The organism is Bacteroides muris (ex Afrizal et al. 2022) (assembly GCF_004793475.1).
GTDB lineage: Bacteria > Bacteroidota > Bacteroidia > Bacteroidales > Bacteroidaceae > Bacteroides > Bacteroides muris.
On record NZ_SRYZ01000008.1, the window covers coordinates 1 to 24311 of the forward strand.

Below are 24311 nucleotides of genomic sequence, written 5' to 3' on the forward strand. Positions count from 1 at the left end.
AGTTCCGCGAAAACTCTGGTAATTTCGTATATTGGTATGCAGACGCAGGAGGTGGCGATTAAGTCACATGTGAAAGTGACAATGAGAAGCAATGCAGAAGCTTTGGATGAGGTTGTGGTAGTGGCATACGGTACTGCTAAAAAAGAATCGTTGACCGGTTCTATCTCGGTGGTTGACAATAAGAAAATAGAGAAGCGCATCACAACCAGCGTAACCGGTGCACTTGAAGGTGCCGCACCGGGTGTACAAGTGAACAATACATATGGTGAACCCGGTTCTGCCCCCAGCATCCGTATCCGTGGTTTTGGTACATTGGTTTCAGGTGCTTCAGATCCTCTGTATGTAGTGGACGGAGTCCCTTTCGATGGAAACATGGCCGAACTAAACTCTAATGATATTGAAAGCATGTCCATCTTGAAAGATGCTGCTTCCGCTGCATTATACGGTAACCGTGCTGCCAACGGTGTTGTCATCATTACAACCAAGAGCGGACGGAACACTCACAAACCGAGTATTACGCTGCAAATGAATCAAGGTATGTATAACAGAGGTATTCCCGAGTACGACCGTCTGGATGCAGACCGCTGGATGGAAGCTACCTGGATGGCCAAGAAGAATGCCATGATGAGCAATGCCGGCATGTCGGCAAGCGATGCTGCCGCATACGCCACGGGACACGTGGTTAGTGAATCTATCGGTCGTAATATCTACAATGCCGCTGATGATAAGTTGTTTGACAATAGCGGTAAACTGATTGCCACTCGTCTGGCTGGCTATGACGACTTGGACTGGCAGAATGCCATCGAACGCACGGGACACCGTCAGGAATACAATCTTTCCGCTGCCACTTCGGGAGAGAAATACAACGTGTATTCTTCCATAGGCTATTTGAATGAGAAAGGATATGTAAAAGCCACAGGTTACGAACGTTTCTCCGGGCGTATCAACACTACTTATACGCCTAACAAATGGTTTAAGGGTGGCGTGAACCTGACCGGCTCGTGGACCAAGCGTAACTATAACAGTAATGCCAACGGCAGCTATTACGCCAATCCGTTCTACATTACCCGTTATATGGCTCCGGTCTATCCGTTGTTTATGCACAATGCCGACGGTACATACCAATTGGATGCCGATGGTAACAGAATCTATGACACCACGTCATCTTATCTGAGTAACCGCAACATCGCTTACGAAATGTTGTATAATAAGCAGGAAAGTGTGCGCAACGTATTGGGTGGACAAGCTTTTGCTACCATCTCGTTGCCGTATGGACTTTCATTAACTGTAAAAGGTGACCTGAACAACAGCACTTCGAACAATAAGAAATATGACAATCCCGAAATTGGAGACGGTGCTACGAATGGCGGTCGTTTGACAAGTTATGCCTACCAATACAAGACTATAACCTTGCAGGAAATTCTGAGCTGGAACTATCAATTTAATCAGGTACACAACGTGGAAGCTATGGTGGCTCACGAGAACTATAGTTGGGAGCGCAAGTACACTTCCGGAATGAACACCGGTATGGCTGTAGACGGAAACCTCACGATGGGCAACTTCCTCAACAACTCTTATTTTTCCGGAAGTGATGATGAGGACAAGACGGAGTCTTATCTGGCACGCGTAAAGTACAATTATGACAACCGTTATTTCGTAGAAGGTTCGTTCCGTCGTGACGGTTCCTCACGCTTCCACAAGGACAATCGCTGGGGTAACTTCTATTCTGTTGGTGCCAGCTGGAACATGAAACAAGAAGCTTTCTTGCAAGATGTAGATTGGGTGGATGCCTTGAAGTTGCGCGCGTCCTATGGTGAAGTCGGTAACAATATGGGCGTAAGCCTTTATGGTCACATGGCTCTTTATACCATTGACAAGAACGGTGGTGAAGCCGCTTTGGTAAAACAATCACTTTCAGCACCGGACATCAAGTGGGAAACTACACAGACGGTGGATGTTGCCGTAGAGGGGCGTCTGTTCAACCGTCTGAACTTCCAAATAGGCTATTTCGACAAACGTTCCAAAGACCTGCTGTTTGAGGTACGCCTGCCGCTTTCTGCCGGTTCTTATCCTTGGGTTGACGACAGTGCCCCGATGAACCTGACGCAATACAAGAATATCGGTACCGTGTCCAACCGTGGCTGGGAAATTTCTTTGAATGCCGATGTCATCAACAACAATGACTGGAAATGGAACATCGGTGTAGACGCTACTTTCCTGAAGAATAAAATCGTGAAACTGCCCGATGGAAAGGACATCTTGCATGGTATGCAAAACTATTCCGAAGGACACTCCATCTACGAATGGTACACTTATCATTTCGAAGGTGTAGACCAAATGACCGGTACCTCTCTCTATACACTGGACCCGGACAAGAAATCCGCTGCCCAAGAAGCCGGTGCATTGACTACCATCAATGGTACAGATTATGCTACCGCGACTTCATACGCCAAACGTGACTGGGCCGGTAGTGCACTCCCTACGGTTTACGGTTCTATCAGCTCGGCTCTTTCTTGGAAAAACTGGGATTTGAACATGCTGTTTACTTATTCTTTAGGCGGTAAAACATACGATGGTAGTTATGCCAGCTTGATGGGGGTGTCCGAATCCGGTGCTGCCGGTAGCGCTTACCACAAGGACATCCTGAATTCTTGGAAAGAAGTTCCTGCGGGAATGACAGAAACTTCTGCCAATCGCATTGATCCGAATGGAACTCCGCGCGCCGACTTTTACAAATCGTCCGACCTGAATGCCACCAGTGACCGCTGGCTGACAAGCTCTTCTTACTTCGTATTCAAGAACCTGAATCTCTCCTACAGCTTGCCCAAGCGTTGGCTGAAAAGTGTAGGTATAGAAGGCCTTTCGCTGACTGCCGGTGTAGAGAACCTTTTTACATTGACTTCACGCAAAGGATTGAATCCGCAGTATTCCTTCAACGGAGGTTCGGACGATACGTATGTGACAGCCCGTGTTTATAACTTCGGACTGACTGTGAAATTCTAAAGGTATAACCATATAATTTGTATTAGAAATGAAAAAGATTATCAATAAATTGTTCGCAGGAAGCCTATTGGCAGGTATGATGCTGGTGTCTTCTTGCGCCGGTGACTATCTGGATACAGCACCTACTGACTCAACCGGAGCAACCGATGCCGTAGGTACCACGGCCAATGCCATGAAGGCATTGAACGGTATCGCCAAAATCATGACGACACAACACTCCTATTTTGGAAGTGGATTTGCTGGTGAGAACAACATAATGATTCAGTACGAAAGCTACCCGAGTGAAAATTACAATTACAACGTCTATGCATCCGGATGGTCTCCTATCTTCAATCAAGAGTTCCATACGCGTACCAACTCCATTTACGATGCTTACGCATGGTATTACTATTATACCATTGCAGGTAATGCTAACACCATTCTTGCCAATATAGACAATGCCGAAGGTACGGAAGCGGAAAGGAATTTTGTCAAGGCATCTGCACTGACTTTTCGTGCATATGCTTTCGAAAAACTGGTACACTACTATTGCTGGCGCTGGCAAGATTCCAACAATGGCGCTTCGCAGGGGATAGTACTTCGTTTGGACGAATCTACCGATGGACAAGGTTATGCCACATTAGCTGAAACATATACACAGATTTATAAAGATTTGGATGAAGCCATTATGTTGTTTGAGCAAAGCGGTATGGACCGTAATGCCTCACAAGTATGGATGCCGAACATCAATGTGGCACATGCCATCTACGCCCGTGCCGCTCTTACCAAGCAAGATTATACCAAAGCATTGACTGAAGCTAAGCTGGCTCGCCAGAACTACCCACTCATGAGCAATGCAGAATATCATGCAGGGTTCTGTAATCCGACCAGTGAATGGATTTTCGGAAGCTTTGGTAGTGCACAAGAGAATAACTGGTATTGGAGTTATGGTACTCAGTATGCATGCAACGGATATTATGCGAGCACTCAACAGACCGGTGCAGGTTCTATTGGTCGTGAATTGATTAACCGCATTCCTAACAACGATGCCCGTAAAGCATTGTTCCTAACCGAAGACAAATTTCCCGGCTATAACTTCAATGACGGTTCAGCCATGGATTTAGGCTACGGCATTCTTGGAATGGGAAATGATGCGGAAAAAGCAGATGCTCTTTGGGAAGATGCAGCTGCCTATTGTCAGAAAATGGCGGTCAGTGGCCTGGAGGCTCCCTATCAGGCCGGTTACATGCATTTGGGCGGACAACTGAAGTTTTATGTATTCGACATTCCGGGCGTCAGCTACCTGCCTTTCATCCGTTCATCGGAAATGGTATTGGTAGAGGCAGAGGCTAATTATTTCTTGAATGACGAGACTGCTGCTCGTGCCTCACTGGTAGAACTGAATGCCACTTCCGGACGTAATCCTGAATACACTTGCGACAAGAGTGGCGAAGCTCTTTGGAATGAAATTATGGACTATCGCGAATTGGAACTCTGGGGTGAAGGTTTTGCATGGAGCGACTACAAGAGATGGAACCGCGACATAGTCCGTCACAGTTTTGCCGAAGGTGGTAATGCTCACATTTCCGTTGCAAAAACCATTCCTGCCTCCGGTGTCAACAAATGGACATGGGATGTACCTCTGAATGAAACTGATTACAACGATGAGTTGAATCTTGGAGGAAAATAATTCTACCGGAATTATTCTATAAATAAAGTGTTTTTTGAGAGAGGGGATGCTATAAAGCATTCCCTCTGTTATTAGAGGAGAACAATAAAAGCGTTTCCACACTATTCTCAGGATATTTGCCTGCCATTTGGTATTCATCAATGATCACTAGAGGGGAGGGCTATCTATATAGCGCAAGTGGGAAAGGCAAGTACTTTGCTCCACCTCAATTCGTAAAACGTACTTTGGTAAACAGATATTTCATCAAGAAGAAAATAAGGATAGATGATATGTGAGAAATGTGGAGTTCTCAAAAGAGTCCTGTACTTCTCATACCTGCGGAACAATCAACTTTTAAAAAACAATAACTATCAATTATCCATAATCTTATAAAAATGTCGTATGTTTGCAATTAGATAAATGCATGAATATGGATTCTAAAAAACAACTCTACATCATTAGTGGTTGTAATGGTGCTGGTAAGACTACGGCATCTTACACTGTGCTACCGGATGTTCTGGAATGCAAGGAGTTTGTTAATGCAGATGAAATAGCTCGTGGATTATCTCCTTTCAATCCCGAAAGTATGGCTATTGAAGCCGGACGGTTGATGTTACAAAGGATTAATGAATTGCTGAGAAATCAACAAAACTTTTCTATAGAAACCACACTTGCCACAAGAACTTACACCCGCCTTGTCCATCGTGCGCAAGAGCAAGGATATAAAGTCAATTTAATATATTTCTGGTTGAGTTCGCCCGACTTGGCTATTCAGCGTGTAGCCCAACGTGTACGTAATGGTGGGCACGACATTCCCAAAGAGGTTGTGATTCGGCGTTATCAAGCAGGTATCAATAACTTTTTCAATATTTATATGCCCCGTGTGGACTATTGGCTATTGGCAGATAATAGCGAGACACCCCGTATTATTGTTGCTGAAGGCGGACGAGGAATGGAAATGCATATACATCATATTGAACGATTTAATAAAATACAAAGTTATGTCAGAGAATGAGAGAAAAGAACTGAGCGAAAAGTTACATTTCGGTTTGGCATTAGCCGAACGTCGTATGCTTGAGGAAAAAGCATTGCGCAATGAATGCATTATACAAGGCTTGCCCAATGGAGAGATTAAAAGTGTACCGGCACGTATCATGCTACATAGACTTTATGGAGAAGAACTGAAGCAATAGGAGTATTCTTTCTTCAATAAACACAAGCCTGAATTGTTTGCACGATACGAGAATCAGCGCGGATTACAAGAGTACATTCTTTATTACCCTGAATTATAATAAGAAATATATCCACTCAGTCTTCGTTATTCTATATAGACTATATTCCCTTACAAGAAGCCTTCCCCATTAGGAAAATGTAAGCCAAAACAAAAACATTGTTTACTACATAAATCTTTGGGGAATTAAAGAACTAAACCTTGACTGAACAATCGTTTTTCCATCCGAAAAGGGAGGTTTACATTTTTGACATACTCCCAATGGTAGTTTTTCGCAGTTACAGAATTCTTTACTTCAATTACTTTTGTATTTGGAATAAACAAACGGATATCTCCATTTAAAATAAGGACAATTGCATAGTGTTCTAAGCATAAAATGGATAAATGGGTAAGATGGTATCTATGTAACCTTTATAATTTCAATAATATTTTATATAATGCTTTACATTTTCATGGATGTAACAAACAATACAAGTAAATAATTGACAAAAAACAACTAAACGATAGATGTTGACATACTCATTCATTCTTTAAAAAAAGAAATCCTAACGTTATGATTATAACATATTAGTATAGAATCAGACTACTATAAATCAGCACATTACTATTACAGATAGTATCATATAAGTAGATTGTCATGTATAGTGAACATGTATAGAGTATCTCCCAAAGGGGAACACTTCCTTTTGAAGCTTTCTTGAATTATTGTACATCCTTTATTACCAACAAGATACACATATTATAGTTCCGCGAAAACTCTGGTAATTTCGTATATTGGTATGCAGACGCAGGAGGTGGCGATTAAATCTCACGTAAGAGTAGTCATGAAATCTGACTCTGAGCTACTTGAAGAGGTTGTGATTACCGGATATGGTTCGGGACAGAAACTAGGTTCGGTAGTAGGTTCAGTAACTGCGGTAGGCAGTGAAAAACTTGAAAAGAAGCCCGTAGCAAATGTTGCTGACGCCCTTCAAGGACAAGTTGCCGGTTTGCAAGTTTTCACTCCAAGTGGTGAACCAAGTCAATCAGTACGCATGCGTTTGCGTGGTGTAAGTTCTATTAGTAGTTCTTCTGAGCCGTTATTCATTTTGGATGGTTCACCAATTTCTGCTGGCACATTTACTGCACTTAACCCAAACGACATCGAAAGTATGACTGTATTGAAAGATGCTTCTTCTACAGCTATTTACGGTTCACGTGCAGCCAATGGTGTTGTTATCTTGACTTCCAAGAAAGGTAAGAGAGGAAGTAAGGCTACCATTAATATCAGTGCACAATATGGTGTCTCCCGCATGACAGGTGACAATGTGGAAATGATGAATGCTCAACAATGGCTGAACTTCCAAGAGGCTCTTGATCCGTCTATGAAAAACAATGCTGCTTTCCAGGAAAAGAAAAACTTCTATATCAACAACGGAATTTCTACTGACTGGGCAGACATATTTTTCGGTGGTTCTGCGCCTGTACAACAATATGATTTGAATGTTTCTGGTGGTACAGATGCTGTCAACTATTACTTTGCTTTCGGACACTATGATGCTGACGGTATCATGGATGACTCCAATCTGCGTCGTGAAACCTTGCGTTCCAACTTGGAATCGAACATCAACAAATGGTTGAAAGCAGGTATCAACCTGAACCTATCTTATCAGAAATATTCTACTACTGCATTTGGTGGTAGTGGAAACAGCGTTTATAACAAAGCATACGCTTCACGTGTTTACCGTCCTACCCAGACCTATTATGAGATTTTGAAAGATGATAACGGCAACTTCCTCGGATTTGGCGACCGTTTGAATTTCTTTGATGAACTGGGCTATTGGAACCCTTATTACTTGTCTGAAATCCAGCCGGGAAACAATACAATGGCTCGTATCAATGGGAATACTTATGTGAACATCAACCCTATCAAGGGATTAAACATCCGCGCTGCACAGGCTATGGAAGCTTTTGACTACCGCACTTCCGGAGTGGCTCTTCCTATGGAGCCGTTTAAAGATGCCGGTACTGCAAAAGAATCGTTCCAACGCTACTATGCGTTTACTTATACGAACACTGCCGAATACAAATTCACGGCTTGGGATAGAAACCACTTCTCGTTTTTGTTGGGACAAGAGTCTATTATCCGTAAGAATGAAAGCTTTGGTGTGTCTGTAGAAGGTTTGACAGATACACGACTGATGCTGATGTCTGCCGGTGCTACTCCCAAGATGCCGTCACACAGCAAGAACAACACTGTGTTCAATTCTTACTTTGTGACTGGTAGCTACAACTTCGATGAAAAATACTACTTGGATGCCACTTTCCGACGCGATGGTTCTTCTTTGTTTGGACTCAATAACCAGTGGGGTAATTTCTGGTCGGCAGGCGCCATGTGGGATTTGAAGAAAGAGGCTTTCTTGAATGATGTGGATTGGCTGGACGACTTGCAACTGAAAGTCAGCTACGGTTCGGTTGGTAACTCCTTGGGCTTGGATCCCTACATGTCATTCGGTTTGATTGGTACCGGTCTGCTTTATGGGGGAACTTCAGGTACGGCTGTCGCCAATCCGGCCAATCCGGATTTGACTTGGGAGGTTCTGAAATCCACCAACGTGGCATTAAGCACTCGCTTGTTCGACCGCGTAAGCCTGGATGTGGAATACTATCAGCGCAAGACCGAGGATATGTTGATGGAAATTCCTTACTCTTATACAACCGGATTCAGTACAGGCTGGGGTAATGTAGCCAGTATGGTGAACCGTGGGGTGGATATTACTGCCAATGTGGACATTTTAAAGAATGTAAACGGCTTAGACTGGAGCATATCGGCTAACGTGAACTATAACAAGAACGAGATTACGGAACTGTTCAACGGCTTGGACGAATATGTGTTGGCAAATACCGGCTTGAAGTTGCAGAAAGGTATGCCTTACGGTGAATATTACTATGTACGTTGGGCAGGCGTAGATTCACGTGATGGTTACAACATGTGGTATGACAAAAATGGTAACCTGACCAAAAACTTTTCTGATGATGATGCTGTATTTACAGGTAAACAGCGCTATGCTCCATGGTCAGGCGGTTTTGGTACACGTGCAAGTTGGAAAGGTATCACCGTAGCAGCTGATTTCTCGTTCATGTTGGGACAATACATGGTAAACAACGAACGTTGGTTCACGGAGAATCCTACCTTTGCAGCTAAGAATAACCAAACAACTGAAATGCTGACTATGTGGCAAAAACCAGGTGATATTACCAATATCTCTTGCGTAGACTCTCCGATGCAGTTTGATACGCACTTGCTGGAAAATGCTTCTTTCATGCGTCTGAAGAACCTAACCGTAAGCTATACATTCCCGCAACGCTGGATGAAGAAGACCGGTTTTATGGAAAACGCCAAAGTATTCTTCGTAGGACGTAATTTGTGGACTGTGACTAAGTACAAAGGATACGATCCTGAAATTGACAGCAATATACAATTAGGCAACTACCCGAATACCAAACAGTTCTCATTCGGTGTAGAACTGACTTTCTAAACCATTAACCATAAAAAGAGGATAAACAGATATGAAGAAATTACATATATTATTAGCGGCAGCTCTTCTTGCCGCTGGATTCTCTTCCTGCGACATGGAGAAATATCCATATAATGCCGTAGAAGAGTCTTTATACATGACCAGTACCACCGACTTTGCCAATGCGCGAGTCGGTCTATATTCCAGTTACCGCGGATTGACTACCGGTGGATATATTTTATTGCCCGAAATGCAGTGCGATGACTTCAATGCTACGGTAGGATACTCCAATTCATATGGAAATATGTACCGTTGGGATTTTCAAAGTTCTGATGGAAATATCCAAAACTACTGGAGCAATTACTATTTACTGATTGCACGTTGCAACTATTTTATTGATAGCTACCTAAAACTTAAAGAAGGCAATACCAGTTTTAGCGATGCTGACATGGCTAAAATTAGAGCATACGTTGGTGAAGCCTACTTTACAAGAGCCTTTTCATATTTCAATTTAGCCAATCACTTCTGTAAGGCATACAATAGTGCCAGCGCAGATGCGGATTTAGGAATGCCGTTACAACTGACGTACGCTCCAACTTCTAATTCAGCTGTCTATCCGGGGCGTTCTTCCATGAAAGAGACTTTTGCACAGATTATAAGCGACTTGGACAATGCCAAAGAATTAGTAAACATTGGACTTGCCTTGGACAAAGGCAAGTCTGCTATCAATTACATTTCCACAGATGTTGTGACTGCTTTACAGGCACGCGTAGCATTACAGATGAAAGATTATGCTGCCGCTGCTACTGCTGCCACTTCACTGATTGCTGCCGGCAAATATGCTTTGGTTAATTCGGCCGAAACATTCCGCGGCATGTGGGTGAATGATATGAGCAGCGAGGTGATGTGGCAGATTTACATGAGTGCGGACGAATTGGGCAGTGCAACCGGAACCTCTTTCTGGGGACAATATCAGGAAGATCCTGCTAAAGTAACAACGGATTACATCCCGACAGGTAAATTGGTAGATTTGTATGAGAAGAATGATATCCGTTTCGCGGCTTTCTTTGCTCCTTTCACATTGAATGTAGCTACAGGTGCCCAAGGTAACATCTATATGTTCGACAAATATCCCGGTAATCCCGATATCTATACTATAGTAGGCGTAGATAATCACTACACAAACAAGTCCAAGCCATTCCGTATTGCCGAGCAGTACTTGATTGCTGCCGAAGCATACGCCGGCCAGGGCAACGTTACCGAAGCTGCCAAATATCTGAACGATTTGAAGCGCAACCGTATTGAAGGTTATACAGACCGTACTTTCAACAGTGCCGACCTGCTGATGGCTGAAATCCGCGATGAGCGCCACAGGGAATTGGTAGGTGAAGGATTCCGCCTGTCCGATTTGAAGCGTTGGGGATTGGGAGTAAATCGCCAGAACAATGTACAGGATGCCAACTTGGTATTGTTCCCCGATTCAGAAATTACTACCGCCCTTGAGAAGGCAGCTGATGACTTCCGTATGGTATGGCCTATTCCCAAGGCTGAAACGGACGTGAATCCTCAAATCAGAAACCAACAGAATCCCGGTTATTAATCATTAAAAAAAGACGTAAATATGAAATATCTTAAATTATTAGTTCTTTTCCTTTTACCGTTGACCTTTGTTGCTTGCGACGATGATGAAGAGGTTATGAACTTGGGTAACGCCACGGTTGAGTTTGGTGAAGCAACCATAACTACAAGAGAAAGTACCTCTATGTTACAAATTCCCATTGTACTCACAGGCGACCACAATGGTACTGTTCGGGTAACGGCCAAAATGAGTGGAAGTACCGCCAACTTCGAGAACAACAAAGACGTGATTGTGACTACCGAAACATTGGTAATGCCCGAAGGCGTTGAGACTGTCAATTTTGAAGCTCATTTAAACGTAGCTAATGATGCCATCGAAAGTGGTCGTTCCATTACGTTCGAAATTGTAAGCGTAGAAGGTGCAACCATAGGGAATATCAAAACTTGCACAGTAGAACTGAAAGAGAACAATCCGTTGGAAGGCATTTATACGCTTTCTGGATACAGCCCATTTGATGGCGCAGTCAGCAGCGAAAAGTGCATGCTCAGCATGGAAGAGGGAATCAACGATGTAGCTTACTTAGATCTTGGATTCGGTGGTTTGCTTACTATCAACCTTGAAGAAGTTATACCTGGTACGAAATATAACATCACAATCCCCGGAGCGCAAGTTATTGGAACTCATTCTTCATACGGAAATGTGTTGTTCCCCTATTGTGAATTTACAGGTACTGGTGTAACTCCCTACAAGACTGATATTATCGGTGTATATGAATCAGGCATAATCACATTAAATACACCTGAAAATTTTGGTGTAGGATTCTATGTTAGTGCCGGTTGGTTTGGTGCGTATGTTGCCTATACCGATAAGAATGGTACGCTTGTTCCTGTCACTTTGCGCAAATAAGCAGCACTTGTCTGTTTGATTTAAAAGAAGAGGGTGCCATTTTGGTGCCCTTTTCTTATAACATAATAATGCATCAACGTTATGAAAACAAGATTTTACGTACTTATCTTTTTGATGGGAGTGATTTCCTCTATCAGTAGTTGTTCGGACGATGAAGTAACACCGGTTTTGGATGTTCATGCACAATCGGGCAACCTGGTGATGGAACCGCAGGCGAATGCCCAATTGGACATCCATTTTGTCTGTAACAATGCCTGGCAGGCGCAGGTAGATGTCAATTGGGTAGTACTTTCCTCAATGAAAGGGGAAGCAGGGGACATAACTCTTTCCTTGTTAGCTAAAGAAGATAACCGTACCGGCGAAGACCGCACCGGTACATTGATTTTGACTTCGGCCGGACTTACCAAGGAAATAAAATTCACACAAAAACAAACTGAGGTGTTGAACGTAATCCAGACCTTATATACAATCCCTGCAACAGGTGGCAAGATTGACATTGATTTTGCCTCAAACCTACAGAATTGCCATTTTATGCTTGTAGCAGAAAATGGGATACCCGAGTGGATTACGCAAGAGCCAAACAGCCAGACCAAAACTCTACGAAATGAAAAAATCAGTCTGACCATCCTGCCTAATCATAAACTGGTGGAGCGAAAAGCTAACATTCAAATATATGCCGTAGATATGCAGAATGAGTCCAACGTGTTCTTGAAATCACCACGCATCTCCATTTGTCAAAATGCCAATGAGGTAGGTATCTCTACAGACATGACCACCAAGGATAAGAAAGTAAAAGTCTTGCAAAGGCACAGCAAGGGCAATGGAGTACCTATCGTCATCATGGGTGATGGCTTCTTGGATTGTGACATCGAAATAGATACCAAAGACAATTACTACTATAAAATGATGGAAAAAGCCATGGAAAACTTCTTTTCCGAGGAACCCGTACAATCGTTGCGCGAATACTTTGATGTGTGGATGGTGACTGCCGTATCACAAAACAATGCATTTGGTGGAGCATATAGTACTCGTTTCAGTTGTAAACTGGAAGGAGGTGGCAGCACTGGTATTACCGGCAATCATACATTGGTAAAAGAGTATGCCGCACTTGTGCCTGAGTTGCAAGCTAATCCAAATCTGCTTAATGAAGTAATGGTCATCGTTGTGCTCAATACCGAAGAATATGCCGGCACCACCTACTTCGGATTTGCTAATATGGGAGAGTTTGCCATCGGCTATTGTCCCATCATTAACGGACCGGATGATGAAATGTTTCGCAGGGTGCTGTGTCATGAATGCATTGGGCATGGTTTTACCAAACTACTTGATGAGTATTCGTATGAACAATACGGTACTATCCCTGCTACAGAGATAGAAAAAAACCGAAGAATGCAGCAACAACTGGGCTGGGCCATGAACGTAGATTTCACCAACAACCGCGAAGAAGTGTTGTGGAAACACTTTCTGAATGACAAACGCTATCAAGGAAAAGATTTTTATGGCGAAACACTAGGGGTCTATGAAGGTGCTTGCACATATTGGCGCGGTGCATGGCGTCCTACCTTAGAGAGCATGATGCGCAGCAACACACATGGTTTTAATGCTCCCTCGCGTGAAGCCATCTATAAGCGCGTGATGCACGTAGCCCATGGTTCCGAATGGAAATATGATTACGAAATGTTTGTCGCTTTTGATTTGGCTCACCTACCACAATCTACCAGTACACGTAATACAAACATCAATCCATCTATGAACAAACCATTTGCTGCTCCTCGATATATGGGACATTTTTAATAAGTATCCAAACTGAAAAGGTATGGATTCACGTTGATTTTACAACCTGTATATTCTCTTCCTGGGCCGTGTCGAATGCGCGATACGGCTTTTTTTAGTACGCTCGGCATGAGCATTATCTAACGGGTGCAAGTCCCTAGTAAGCCCTAATAGCGGGAATTACATAGCCAAGAGCAAGGGTGTTCATCGTGAGGTGAAATCTGAAGGAAGCTGGCGGCCAACATCTGACCTAACGAACAGAAACTTCATACAAGGCATATGACTGTGGGTAAGGTTGCTAAACAAACCAAAGCCCTATAGCTATTCGGAACGGTCGGTGTAAATGAAGTGGGTATAAGATGGAAAGATAATGCCCTTATCCGAGGAGGTCTCACGAACGCATGGTGAAGATGAGGTATTCGATGTACCATGACGGAGTAAAGCTTGTCGTGAGAAGTCAGCAGAGGTCATAGTACCCAAGACACGGGTTGTCTATAGGGAAGGACTGAATCGTGCAGTGCAACAGTAAATGACTGCTACCTTGAGAGTCTTTTGTAGTCAGATGTCCGAAAAGGAACTCTCTATTCACACGATAGGACGGAATCCGACAATAGAATAGAAGTGACGTATCTCGAAGGGATGGCTGAAAACAACTTGCCACACACCGTAAGGTGTAAAAGCACGAAACCGCCGTATGCCGAACGGCACGTACGGTGGTGTGGGAGGTCGGTAAATGTGAAAGTAGGAGGTAAATGCCTTTTATGAACAACATTTACCTCCTACCCAATTACTACAGTTTTTTGCTTTCTTTTATTCACTTATCCCTTTCTTCATCTCATTTTCTAAAAAGCTATATATATAAAGATAGCTCTGAAAGACCAATCCGGTTTTGACATTTTGAAGCTTGGCAAATGTTTCCGACTGGATAAACAATCGCATAGCTTCTAGTATGGAAAGTCCTTCCACTTCCACCAATCGCGTAATGATATCTTTAGCAATGCTATTGACTGCATAACGTATTTCATTATCTGAAAACTGTTCCATATTCTACAAACTTTAATAGTTCTATTGCTCTGTCCGTACCAAAATAATATTGCGGATGAATGCCTCCTTTATATGAGATCTTCCTCACCAGAGTGGGTAAATCAATGTTTTCATTGTAATAATTCAAAATCTGAAGTCCGATTCTGTCATCAGCAATTGGACCTATGACAATATCATACTCATGTCCGACATTTTCATATCGGTTTTTCATTACAAACAAAGTCCATTCTTCATTGTAAGTTTCAAAAGTCTTAATATTTAATGAGGAATCGTTAAGATTTTCGTCATCAATATCAAAAACAGTTACTATCGCTTCCCCGCATTCATTCCTTTCAACGGTACGTAACGCCATTGCTTCCGCTTGACTTCTGTCATCTGAAAGATAGAACCCTTTTCCAAAGTCCTTGTTGGGCTTTGATAAGGATAAGTCAATCTTTGAGATTATCGTATTGGAACCATGATACAGTTTCATTGAATCATTCCTCCTCTATTAATACAAACTTGCGATACATCGGAAAGGATTTCATTAAAAGAAAGTGTATGTTCTACATCATAATGCTTTTCCAAGAAAGCAAGTCCACCGTGAAAGTCCAAATAGCTATAAGCCTGTTTATACTTTAAGCCATGCAATTTGGCAAACTCGTCAATCACAAAAACCATCAACTCTATTTTTGCAGCATTCAAAGACATTCCTTTCATTAGTTCCTCCATATTGCTTGTTAATCTATAAGAACAAAGATAGAAAAAGTTACATTATCCTTTTCTTGTTTTAACGACAATTTTACTTTTTCTAAGAATAAGGCGAATTCCATATCTGAACTTAAGGGCCCTTTATGCAAATAGGATTAGAGATAATTTGCGAAAATATATTTTACACTACCTTCAAAGTGTTTTTATAAATAAAGTGTTTTAAGCCGCCCATTGTGAAATGAGCGGCTTTTTAATATCTGCCTTATTGTCATTCAGCTCGTTTCAGTAGTCATATCTCAAAGAACTTGTCTAAAAATTGAAAAGCCTATTGATTTACTCTTCTCATGTTGGAAATTAAATTATAGATTTACAATCTTTCTTTATCCTCTGCCAACAAAAAGTTTCGCAGTGAAATCTGTTTGATTCCTTTGTAATTTCCCCCGCTCTGTATTTCATCCATTGTAACTACATATTTGGGGTAATTGTCTGCTATTTCCAAAAGATTGCCGAATTCTCGCTGAACGGTTGCATCATCGGGAAGCATATACGCTACTTGGATATAGACTTTATGGTCGTCTTTGGAAGCAATAAAATCAATTTCCTTATTTCCACTCTTTCCGACATATACTTCATATCCATATCTTAACAAATCAATGCATACAACATTTTCCATTAACTTGTTGATGTCTTTTCGAAAATCAAAATGCCGTATGGAATTATGTAATCCCAAATCTTCAAAATAATATTTCTCACCAATCTCAAAGATTTTCATCCCTTGGATTTCTGCTCGTTGAATTTTGTAAATAAAGAAACTATTGCACAGTGCCTTTAGATAGTTCAGAATTGTCTGCGTGGGAATATTGACATGCTGCGACTTTAAATATTTGCTAATATTCTGGGCAGAAAAAAGAGAGCCGGTATTATCTATCAGATAAGCTACGAGATTCTCCAAAAAAGATACATTCCGGATTGATTCACGGGCAACCACATCTTTTAGTAGGATAGTAGAATAAACGTTTCTCAAATACTCGAATATGACATTCTTGTCCATTGTTAGATTATGAATGTATGGCATACCTCCGAATGTAAGATAGAGTTTTAAACTTTCGGTGGAATCTTGACATTGATTGAAAGTTAAGAATTCCCCGTAGCTAAGTGAATGAATGGGAAATTCTATATATCTTCCTGCCAATTGAGTAGCAAGTTCACTGGATAGCATTTTAGCATTACTTCCGGTGCAATAGATGTCGCATTTATTTTCATTCAATAAACTCCGCAGACACAATTGGAATTCTTCAACCTCTTGGATTTCATCTACAAAAAGATAGTTATGATTATGCCCAATAACCTTCTTTAAAACATATTGATAAAGATCCATGTAGTTCCTAATTTCCGTGAAGGCAAGCTGCTCCTTGTCTACAAAAATAATGTTGGCTTCCGGTATGTTCTTCTTTATGAGATCTGATATCTGCAAAAGAATGTAGCTTTTACCTATCCTACGTTGGCCAGTTATTACTTTTATTATACTTTTATCAATAAACGGTTCAATTCTTCTTATGTATAAAGGGCGGGAGATATAATTTTTCATATTCAAACACGATTTTAGTTTATGCGCAAAGATATAAATCTTTCAATTATAATTGAATCTTTTTACACATCTTTTGTATTTATCCATTATACATAATACCTATAAACTAAATATTTCTCAACAAAAAAATATTTTGGAGCTTTTACGGCTAAGATCTATCTTTCAAGATAAATTCCTCTATATAATCTATCGTTATTCTTGAATAAAAAACATTTATTGGGTTAATTAGTACATCACCAATTAAAAGAGTAGAATGAAATGTTACAATAACGCGCTCATTATCAGCTTTTAATTATTCAAAACGGTATGAAATGGGTACTTCGAGATATTTACCTCCCTTTGCCGTATACCTTTATAGATAATATACAATAGAATAAACTCTGTTCTATAGTAGACGTAAACAATTGTTTTTTAACAATATACACTTATTGTAGTTCCGCGAAAACTTTGGTGATTTCTTATATTGGTATGCAGACCCAAGAAGTGGCAATAAAACCCAGCTTAAAAGTGGTGATGAAGTCTGATACTGAGATGCTTGATGAGGTAATGGTGGTTGCTTTCGGTACAGCAAAGAAGTCTGCATTTACGGGTTCGGCTAAGGTGGTTGGTACCGAAAAGCTGGAGCAGTCGCAAGTGACGAATGTTACTGATGCCTTGGCAGGTGCTGTGCCGGGTGTGACACTGACTTCCAATGACGGTGCTCCGGGTTCAAAGTCATCCATCAAGATTCGTGGTTTTAGCTCAATCAATGCAAAGAATGACCCTCTGATTATTGTGGACGGCGCTCCTTATAGCGGTGATATTAATAATATCAATCCTAACGACGTTGAGTCAATGACAGTATTGAAGGATGCGGCTTCCAATGCTCTTTACGGTGCTCGTGGTGCTAATGGTGTAATTATCATCACTACCAAAAGGGCCAATATGTCGGGAGAGGCTAAGGTGACTTTTGATGCTAAGTGGGGTGCTAACACTCGAGCGTTGCAGAAATATGAAGTGATTGACAATCCTGGCATGTACTACGAGATGCATTATCGTGCCATGAACAATTATTATAAGTCAACGGGAATGAATGACCAAGCTGCATGGCTTGAGGCAAACAAGAATCTGTTTGGCTCCAATGGCGGATTGGGGTACAATGTGTATACGGTTCCCGATGGACAGTTCCTCATCGGGCAGAATGGTAAGCTCAACCCCAACGCTACATTGGGTAGAGTTGTGAATTATAAAGGACGTGACTATCTGCTGACTCCGGATGATTGGGAAGATGTGGGAATGCGTACCGGTCTGCGTCAGGAATACAACTTCTCGGTGAGCGCAGCCAATGAAAAGTCCTCTTTCTATGTTTCTTTAGGTTATCTTGGAAATGAGGGTATCACTGAAGGCTCTGACCTGAAACGTTTGACTGGTCGTTTGAAAGCTGATTATCAAGCTAAGAAGTGGTTGAAGATTGGCGGCAATATGGGATATGCACGTTTTGATTCCAACTCGTTGAGTAACAATGGTACCAGTTCGTCTATCGGTAATATATGGGCGTTTGTTACCCAAATGGCTCCCATCTATCCTGCCTACGTGCGCAATGCTGACGGTAGCATCATGATGGATAATAATGGTATTGGAATGATGGACTACGGTAGCGGTATCAACGCAGGTATGCAGCGTCCTTTCATTGCTGATGCCAACCCTATTCTGGATAATAAACTTAATACCAGAAACTCTGAAGGAAATGCCATTAACGGCAACGCCTTTGTAGATATAACTCCTATAGAAGGCTTGAAGGTGACATTCAATGGCGCTTTCAACTTGGATGAGACACGCTTTTCTTACGTGTACAATCCCTACTACGGACAGTTTGACTCCACCGGAGGTACAGTGAGCAAGTATCATACACGTACTTACGATTACAACTTGCAACAACTTGTTTCTTATGCCCGTTCGTTTGGCGACAATAACTTCGACATCCTTTTGGGTCATGAATATTATGATTACCGTTATTACTTTCTGGCTGCCAGCAAGTCGCAGATGTTCTCTCAAGATAATAAAGAACTGGACGGTGCCATTATCGACGGACAAGGTGCTTCTTCCTATAAAGAGCGTCGTAACAATGAAGGTTTCTTCGGCCGTTTGCAATACAATTATGACGAACGCATCTTCGGCTCGGCTTCTTTGCGTCGTGATGCTTCCAGCCGTTTCCATCCGGACCATCGCTGGGGTACATTCTGGTCGGTAGGCGGTGCGTGGCTTATCAACAAAGAAAGCTGGTTTGATGCTTCATGGGTGCAGGAACTGAAGTTGAAGGCTTCTATTGGTTCACAAGGTAATGACAATATCGGTGATTTCCTCTATACGGATAGATTTAACATTATCAACTCTAACAACAGCCTTGGTACTTCATTTAAATCTAAGGGCACTAAAGACATCACTTGGGAAACCAACACTAACTTCAATATCGGTGCAGAGTTCCAGTTGTGGAACCGTGTAACCGGTAGCATCGAGTACTACAGACGTAAGACTTCGGATATGTTGTTCTCATTTACCGTGGCTCCCTCATTGGGTTATGCTTCCTATATGGACAACGTTGGTAACATGGTCAATAGTGGTGTGGAAATGGACTTCAATGTGAATATCTTCGATACACGTAACTTTACGTGGGATGTGAATGTGAACATTTCAACCTTGAAGAACCGTATTACGATGCTTGATCCTGATAAGTTGATTACTACTGAGTATACAGCTGATGGAAAAGGATATAAGGGCTATTCTAACGGAAGCTTCTTCATTGGTGAGGATTTGTCTATGTTTACATGGCGCTTGAAGGAGTATGCCGGAGTGAATGAAAAGGGTGAGTCTTTGTTCTATAAGAATGTCAAGGACGAGGCCGGCAATATCACCGGACGTGAAACGACTACGAATCATGCTCAGGCTGACTATTACATCACAGAGGAAAGCTCAATACCTAAGGTGTATGGTGGTTTCGGTACCAAACTGAAAGTATATGGCGTGGACTTCGGCATAAACTTCACTTACCAGATTGGTGGTAAGCAATATGATGGTACGTATGCTTACTTTATGTCGTCACCTTATGGTACGGCTGGTTACAACTACCATAAAGATTTGCTGAACTCATGGACTCCTGAGAACACAAATACTAATATCCCTCGTTTCCAGATGAACGACCAATATTCAGGGGAAATGTCTACGCGCTTCTTGACAAATGCAAGCTTCTTGAATATCCAGAATATTAATGTGGGCTACACGTTACCTTCCAAGTGGACAAGAAAGTTGGCCATCAACTCATTGCGCGTGTATATGTCGGCAGAAAATGTTTTCTATTGGTCTAAACGTAAAGGGTTCGACCCACGTCAGTCATACGACGAGACAACCAATGCTACTTTCTATTCACCGATGCGTACCATCTCCGGTGGTGTGTCATTTGAGTTCTAAACCTAATATATAGATTACAATGATTATGAAGAAGAATATATTCAAACTATTTTCGGTTATGGTCGTATCGGCCACGGTATTGACCGGCTGTATAGAAGAGGTTTTTCCCGAAGATTCTACAGCGACCTCCGATCAGATTGGTGCATCGGCAACAGCAATTGAGGCTTCGCTTAATGGCTTGCCATCGCAAATGGTACAAGGCTATCTGGTGTACGGTAAGCAAACACATGAGACCGACCTTGCTTATCCCTCATTGATGTTGGCCCAGACAGAACTGCTGGGTGATGTCGTGGCTACGGATTACGGATATGACTGGTGGTGGCGCTTCAATGCCAATAATGGTATGAACGACACCGGCTATTATTCATATTTGCCTTACTTCACCCTATATAAGTTCGTTAAATCGGCCAATGACGTGATTGCGGCCGTTGATGTGACTGATCCCACAATTACCGATGAAATGCGTGGGCTTGGAAGTATAGCCCATGCTTTCCGTGCATTGGACTATTATACGCTGATGGTACTTTTCGAACCGGTAGAAAACATCTATACCGATTGTAGCAAGGTACTGGGGCTGACGGTGCCCATCGTGACTGAGGCAACAACTAACGACATTGCGAAGAGCAATCCGCGTGCAACCCACGAAGAATTGGTGAATTTCATTCTTGCCGACCTTGACAAGGCAGAGATAGGTCTGGAGTCTTATACACCTGTCAGTAAGAACTTCCCCGACTTGGCGGTCGTATACGGTTTGAAGGCTAAAGTATATATGTGGGATGGTCAGTTTGCTAAAGCTGCCGAGTATGCCCGCAAGGCTATTGATAAGTCGGGAGCAACACCTATGAGCGAATCACAGTGGCATAATCCCACTACCGGTTTCAATACGGCTACTTCTGCATGGATGTGGTACCTTCACCCCACGGCTTCCAATATGGGTAATCTTGCTAATTTCATTGGTCACATTTCCAATGAAGCGGATTGGGGATATGCTTCTTTGTCTAAGCTCCAGATGGCACGTTCACTTTATGACGCGATTCCTGCTACCGATTTCCGCAAATATTCTTACCTTGACCCGGACAGAAGTACTTACGCTTACCAGTCAGTGAGAGGCAATGCATGGCTGGATGAACAGCCGGATTATATGTCATTGAAGTTCCGTCCCGTGGGTGGTGACTATAACACTTATTCTGTGGGTGCGGCTGCAGATATTCCCGTGATGCGTGTGGAAGAGATGTATCTCATAGAGGCTGAAGCAATAGGTGCCAGCCAGAATGTGGCAGCAGGCGTACAGTTGTTGAATAACTTTATGAAGCAGTACCGCCAGAGCAATTACAATTTCAGTACGGGTGATTTGCGTAATTTCCAACTTGAGGTGTTGAAGCAGATGCGTATCGAGTTCTGGGGTGAGGGAATCGCATTCCCTACGGCTAAACGTCTGAAACCGGATGTCATTCAGAATTATGAGGGTACCAACTTTATAGAAGATATCTTCAAGATAAACTGTAAAGGTGTGAAGCCCAACTGGACATTGATGATTCCTAAGACCGAGGTCGATTCAAATACTGCCCTTCAGGGAATGAACAATCCGGACCCGTCCGGTGCTATTGCTAAACGTCCTACTCCGATAGGGGAGTTTGCACCAGGTAACAATTAACCAATGAACTAACTTTTAATAGAATTTGTATATGAATAAGATATTCAATAAATTGTTTTTGGGCTTGGCCGTATGCGGTTTGGCTATGACGGCTTGTTCAGACGGTGTGGAGTGGGAGCCTTCTCCGGTTCCTACCGAGGGTGTACAAGCTTATATTTATGCTGATAACACTGATTTGACTTATTATCCGAATGATGAACAGGTTTTTGTGGTCAAAATCGGCCGTCAGAAAACAGATGCGGCTGCATCTATTCACTTGACTACAGATGCGGAGAACGTAACAGTACCGACAACGATTGATTTTGCTGCCGGTGAAGCACTCAAAGAAGTAAAGATTGCGTTTGACATAGCTGTGGGTACTACTGCATCTTATACTATTACCATTCCTGAAGAAGATTCCTACGTTTATGGTTCACCTAAGGTGACGGTCAATATAAAGCGTGACTATACTTGGCTCAATATAGGTACAGGCTACTATGCATCTCAATTATTTGGCGAGGGTTGGGATCAACCTGTGCTGAAGGCTAAAGAGGCTAACATCTATAAGCTGGAAGATTGCATTACGAAAGGATATCCCATCATGTTTACGCTAAGCGATGACAATCAAGAACTGATAGGTTGGGATCCTCAACCTACTGGTTATGACAAGACGGATTATGGTATGCTATACTTTGCAGCAGCAGGTATGGAGCGTAAAGGAAACGTGTTGTCTTTCCCGATGCAGGGCTTAGTAGTACTTGACAGTGGTAAATGGGGAGTACTGTATCAAGGATTCACGGAAACGCTGGAGATGCCGGAAGGGTTCTGATTATCCTGGCAATTAGATAATATGTAATTAGAAATGGCATGTAAGATGAAGTTTGACTTCATCTTACATGCCATTTTTCTATTGTGTCTGTTTTTATTTTATTCCCCTTTTTAAGGCGCTTCCGCCAAAATTATTTATATTTGCTGCCCGAACCAACAATACGTATATATAATAAGGTATAGAAACTATGAAAGAATTTGTAATCTCCGAAGTGCGGGCAGAAACAGCGATATTGGTAGGTCTTGTCACGAAGACCCAGGATGAGCGTAAGACCAATGAATATCTGGACGAGCTTGCATTCTTGGCTGAGACAGCCGGGGCGGAAGTAGTGAAGCGGTTTACCCAGAAGCTGGATCAGGCGCATTCCGTGACCTACGTCGGCAAGGGCAAGCTGGAAGAAATCAGAGAGTATATCCGTAATGAAGAAGAAGCCGAACGTGAAGTCGGCATGGTGATTTTTGACGATGAACTTTCTGCGAAACAGATACGTAACATTGAAGCGGAGTTGAAGATTAAGATATTGGACCGTACTTCGCTCATTCTCGATATTTTTGCCATGCGTGCACAGACTGCCAACGCGAAAACGCAGGTGGAACTGGCGCAATACAAGTATATGCTTCCTCGTCTGCAACGTTTGTGGACCCACTTGGAACGCCAGGGTGGTGGCTCCGGTGCCGGTGGAGGTAAAGGTTCCGTGGGACTTCGCGGCCCGGGTGAAACGCAGCTGGAAATGGACCGCCGTATCATCTTGAACCGTATGTCATTGTTGAAGGAGCGCTTGGCTGAGATTGACAAGCAGAAGTCTACCCAGCGGAAGAACCGCGGACGCTTGATTCGTGTGGCATTGGTGGGATATACCAATGTAGGAAAATCCACATTGATGACTTTGCTTTCGAAAAGTGAAGTCTTTGCAGAGAATAAGCTGTTTGCCACGTTGGATACTACGGTGCGTAAGGTGATTATTGAGAACCTGCCGTTCCTGCTTTCTGATACAGTGGGCTTTATCCGTAAATTGCCGACGGATTTGGTAGACTCCTTCAAGTCTACTCTGGATGAGGTACGAGAGGCAGACTTGCTGTTGCATATCGTAGACATCTCTCATCCGGATTTTGAAGAACAGATAGAAGTTGTGAACAAGACGTTGGCAGATATCGGTGCCGCCGGTAAGCCCATGATTCTTGTATTCAATAAGATAGACGCTTATACTTATATAGAGAAAGCGGCTGACGACCTTACCCCCAGAACCAAGGAAAACTTGACACTCGAAGAACTGATGAAGACGTGGATGGCCAAGATGGAGGATGACTGCCTCTTTATTTCTGCCCGCGAAAAAATCAATATGGAGGAACTGAAGAGTGTAGTTTATCAGCGTGTGAAGGAATTGCACGTGCAGAAGTACCCCTATAATGACTTTCTTTATCAGACCTACGAAGAAGAAATTTAATT

14 protein-coding genes and 2 pseudogenes are annotated in these 24311 nt (G+C 42.5%); 12 read left to right on the forward strand and 4 right to left on the reverse strand.

Features of this window, described 5'->3' with window-relative positions; translation table 11 throughout:
• The first annotated feature begins 15 nt into the window (after window positions 1–15).
• The 8 genes and pseudogenes from E5355_RS05535 (at window position 16) to E5355_RS05570 (ending at window position 13658) form a co-directional block, all read left to right on the forward strand.
• Complete coding sequence (locus E5355_RS05535; RefSeq protein WP_256371989.1) at window positions 16–3003, forward strand: SusC/RagA family TonB-linked outer membrane protein; 2988 nt, start codon at window positions 16–18, stop codon at window positions 3001–3003.
• Window positions 3004–3031: 28 nt separating this feature from the next.
• Window positions 3032–4672 (forward strand): RagB/SusD family nutrient uptake outer membrane protein, encoded by a 1641-nt coding sequence (locus tag E5355_RS05540; RefSeq protein ID WP_136009509.1) that lies wholly within the window; start codon window positions 3032–3034, stop codon window positions 4670–4672.
• A gap of 409 nt (window positions 4673–5081) precedes the next feature.
• Window positions 5082–5666 (forward strand): zeta toxin family protein, encoded by a 585-nt coding sequence (locus E5355_RS05545; RefSeq protein ID WP_136009510.1) that lies wholly within the window; start codon window positions 5082–5084, stop codon window positions 5664–5666.
• Entirely contained in the window at window positions 5653–5844 is a 192-nt protein-coding gene (locus tag E5355_RS05550) for a hypothetical protein (protein ID WP_136009511.1), read from the forward strand. The genes E5355_RS05545 and E5355_RS05550 overlap by 14 nt, the downstream gene beginning before the upstream one ends.
• 781 nt (window positions 5845–6625) lie before the next feature.
• Window positions 6626–9400 (forward strand): annotated as a pseudogene (locus tag E5355_RS05555) (SusC/RagA family TonB-linked outer membrane protein); the annotation flags it as partial.
• Between the two features lie 31 nt (window positions 9401–9431).
• Window positions 9432–10979, forward strand: coding sequence for a RagB/SusD family nutrient uptake outer membrane protein (locus E5355_RS05560; protein WP_136009513.1), 1548 nt, complete (start codon window positions 9432–9434; stop codon window positions 10977–10979).
• A 21-nt stretch (window positions 10980–11000) separates the two neighbouring features.
• Window positions 11001–11864, forward strand: a complete 864-nt coding sequence (locus tag E5355_RS05565) for a hypothetical protein (protein ID WP_136009514.1) — start codon at window positions 11001–11003, stop codon at window positions 11862–11864.
• A gap of 81 nt (window positions 11865–11945) precedes the next feature.
• Window positions 11946–13658 carry a M64 family metallopeptidase gene (locus E5355_RS05570; RefSeq protein ID WP_136009515.1) on the forward strand — a complete coding sequence of 571 codons (1713 nt, stop codon included), beginning with the start codon at window positions 11946–11948 and terminating at the stop codon, window positions 13656–13658.
• Window positions 13659–14447: 789 nt separating this feature from the next.
• Here E5355_RS05570 and E5355_RS05580 read toward each other — a convergent pair.
• The 4 genes from E5355_RS05580 to E5355_RS05595 form a co-directional block, all read right to left on the reverse strand.
• Window positions 14448–14681, reverse strand: coding sequence for a hypothetical protein (locus E5355_RS05580; RefSeq protein ID WP_136009516.1), 234 nt, complete (start codon window positions 14679–14681; stop codon window positions 14448–14450).
• Complete coding sequence (locus E5355_RS05585) at window positions 14662–15153, reverse strand: DUF3990 domain-containing protein (protein ID WP_136009517.1); 492 nt, start codon at window positions 15151–15153, stop codon at window positions 14662–14664. The genes E5355_RS05580 and E5355_RS05585 overlap by 20 nt, the downstream gene beginning before the upstream one ends.
• A complete protein-coding gene (locus tag E5355_RS05590; protein WP_136009518.1) occupies window positions 15150–15392 on the reverse strand; it encodes a DUF3791 domain-containing protein in 243 nt (80 codons plus the stop codon). The genes E5355_RS05585 and E5355_RS05590 overlap by 4 nt, the downstream gene beginning before the upstream one ends.
• Before the next feature lie 346 nt (window positions 15393–15738).
• A complete protein-coding gene (locus E5355_RS05595) occupies window positions 15739–16959 on the reverse strand; it encodes an ATP-binding protein (protein WP_136009519.1) in 1221 nt (406 codons plus the stop codon).
• 432 nt (window positions 16960–17391) lie between these two features.
• Between E5355_RS05595 and E5355_RS05600 the strand changes: the two are divergent.
• The 4 genes and pseudogenes from E5355_RS05600 to hflX all read left to right on the forward strand — a co-directional run.
• A pseudogene (locus E5355_RS05600) lies at window positions 17392–20403 on the forward strand (SusC/RagA family TonB-linked outer membrane protein); the annotation flags it as partial.
• A gap of 25 nt (window positions 20404–20428) precedes the next feature.
• Complete coding sequence (locus E5355_RS05605) at window positions 20429–22057, forward strand: RagB/SusD family nutrient uptake outer membrane protein (RefSeq protein WP_246866892.1); 1629 nt, start codon at window positions 20429–20431, stop codon at window positions 22055–22057.
• Between the two features lie 31 nt (window positions 22058–22088).
• A complete protein-coding gene (locus E5355_RS05610) occupies window positions 22089–22865 on the forward strand; it encodes a hypothetical protein (protein ID WP_136009522.1) in 777 nt (258 codons plus the stop codon).
• 187 nt (window positions 22866–23052) lie between these two features.
• Window positions 23053–24309, forward strand: a complete 1257-nt coding sequence (hflX, locus tag E5355_RS05615; RefSeq protein ID WP_136009523.1) for a GTPase HflX — start codon at window positions 23053–23055, stop codon at window positions 24307–24309.
• Window positions 24310–24311: the final 2 nt, after the last annotated feature.

Bases quoted from the DNA above. Each gene is read 5' to 3' on its own strand.
- E5355_RS05595 (WP_136009519.1), bottom strand. From the start codon at position 16,959: ATGAAAAATTATATCTCCCGCCCTTTATACATAAGAAGAATTGAACCG.
- E5355_RS05585 (WP_136009517.1), bottom strand. From the start codon at position 15,153: ATGAAACTGTATCATGGTTCCAATACGATAATCTCAAAGATTGACTTA.
- E5355_RS05545 (WP_136009510.1), top strand. From the start codon at position 5,082: ATGGATTCTAAAAAACAACTCTACATCATTAGTGGTTGTAATGGTGCT.
- E5355_RS05605 (WP_246866892.1), top strand. From the start codon at position 20,429: ATGAAGAAGAATATATTCAAACTATTTTCGGTTATGGTCGTATCGGCC.
- E5355_RS05550 (WP_136009511.1), top strand. From the start codon at position 5,653: ATGTCAGAGAATGAGAGAAAAGAACTGAGCGAAAAGTTACATTTCGGT.
- E5355_RS05610 (WP_136009522.1), top strand. From the start codon at position 22,089: ATGAATAAGATATTCAATAAATTGTTTTTGGGCTTGGCCGTATGCGGT.
- E5355_RS05565 (WP_136009514.1), top strand. From the start codon at position 11,001: ATGAAATATCTTAAATTATTAGTTCTTTTCCTTTTACCGTTGACCTTT.
- E5355_RS05590 (WP_136009518.1), bottom strand. From the start codon at position 15,392: ATGGAGGAACTAATGAAAGGAATGTCTTTGAATGCTGCAAAAATAGAG.
- E5355_RS05570 (WP_136009515.1), top strand. From the start codon at position 11,946: ATGAAAACAAGATTTTACGTACTTATCTTTTTGATGGGAGTGATTTCC.
- E5355_RS05540 (WP_136009509.1), top strand. From the start codon at position 3,032: ATGAAAAAGATTATCAATAAATTGTTCGCAGGAAGCCTATTGGCAGGT.
- E5355_RS05580 (WP_136009516.1), bottom strand. From the start codon at position 14,681: ATGGAACAGTTTTCAGATAATGAAATACGTTATGCAGTCAATAGCATT.
- E5355_RS05560 (WP_136009513.1), top strand. From the start codon at position 9,432: ATGAAGAAATTACATATATTATTAGCGGCAGCTCTTCTTGCCGCTGGA.
- hflX (WP_136009523.1), top strand. From the start codon at position 23,053: ATGAAAGAATTTGTAATCTCCGAAGTGCGGGCAGAAACAGCGATATTG.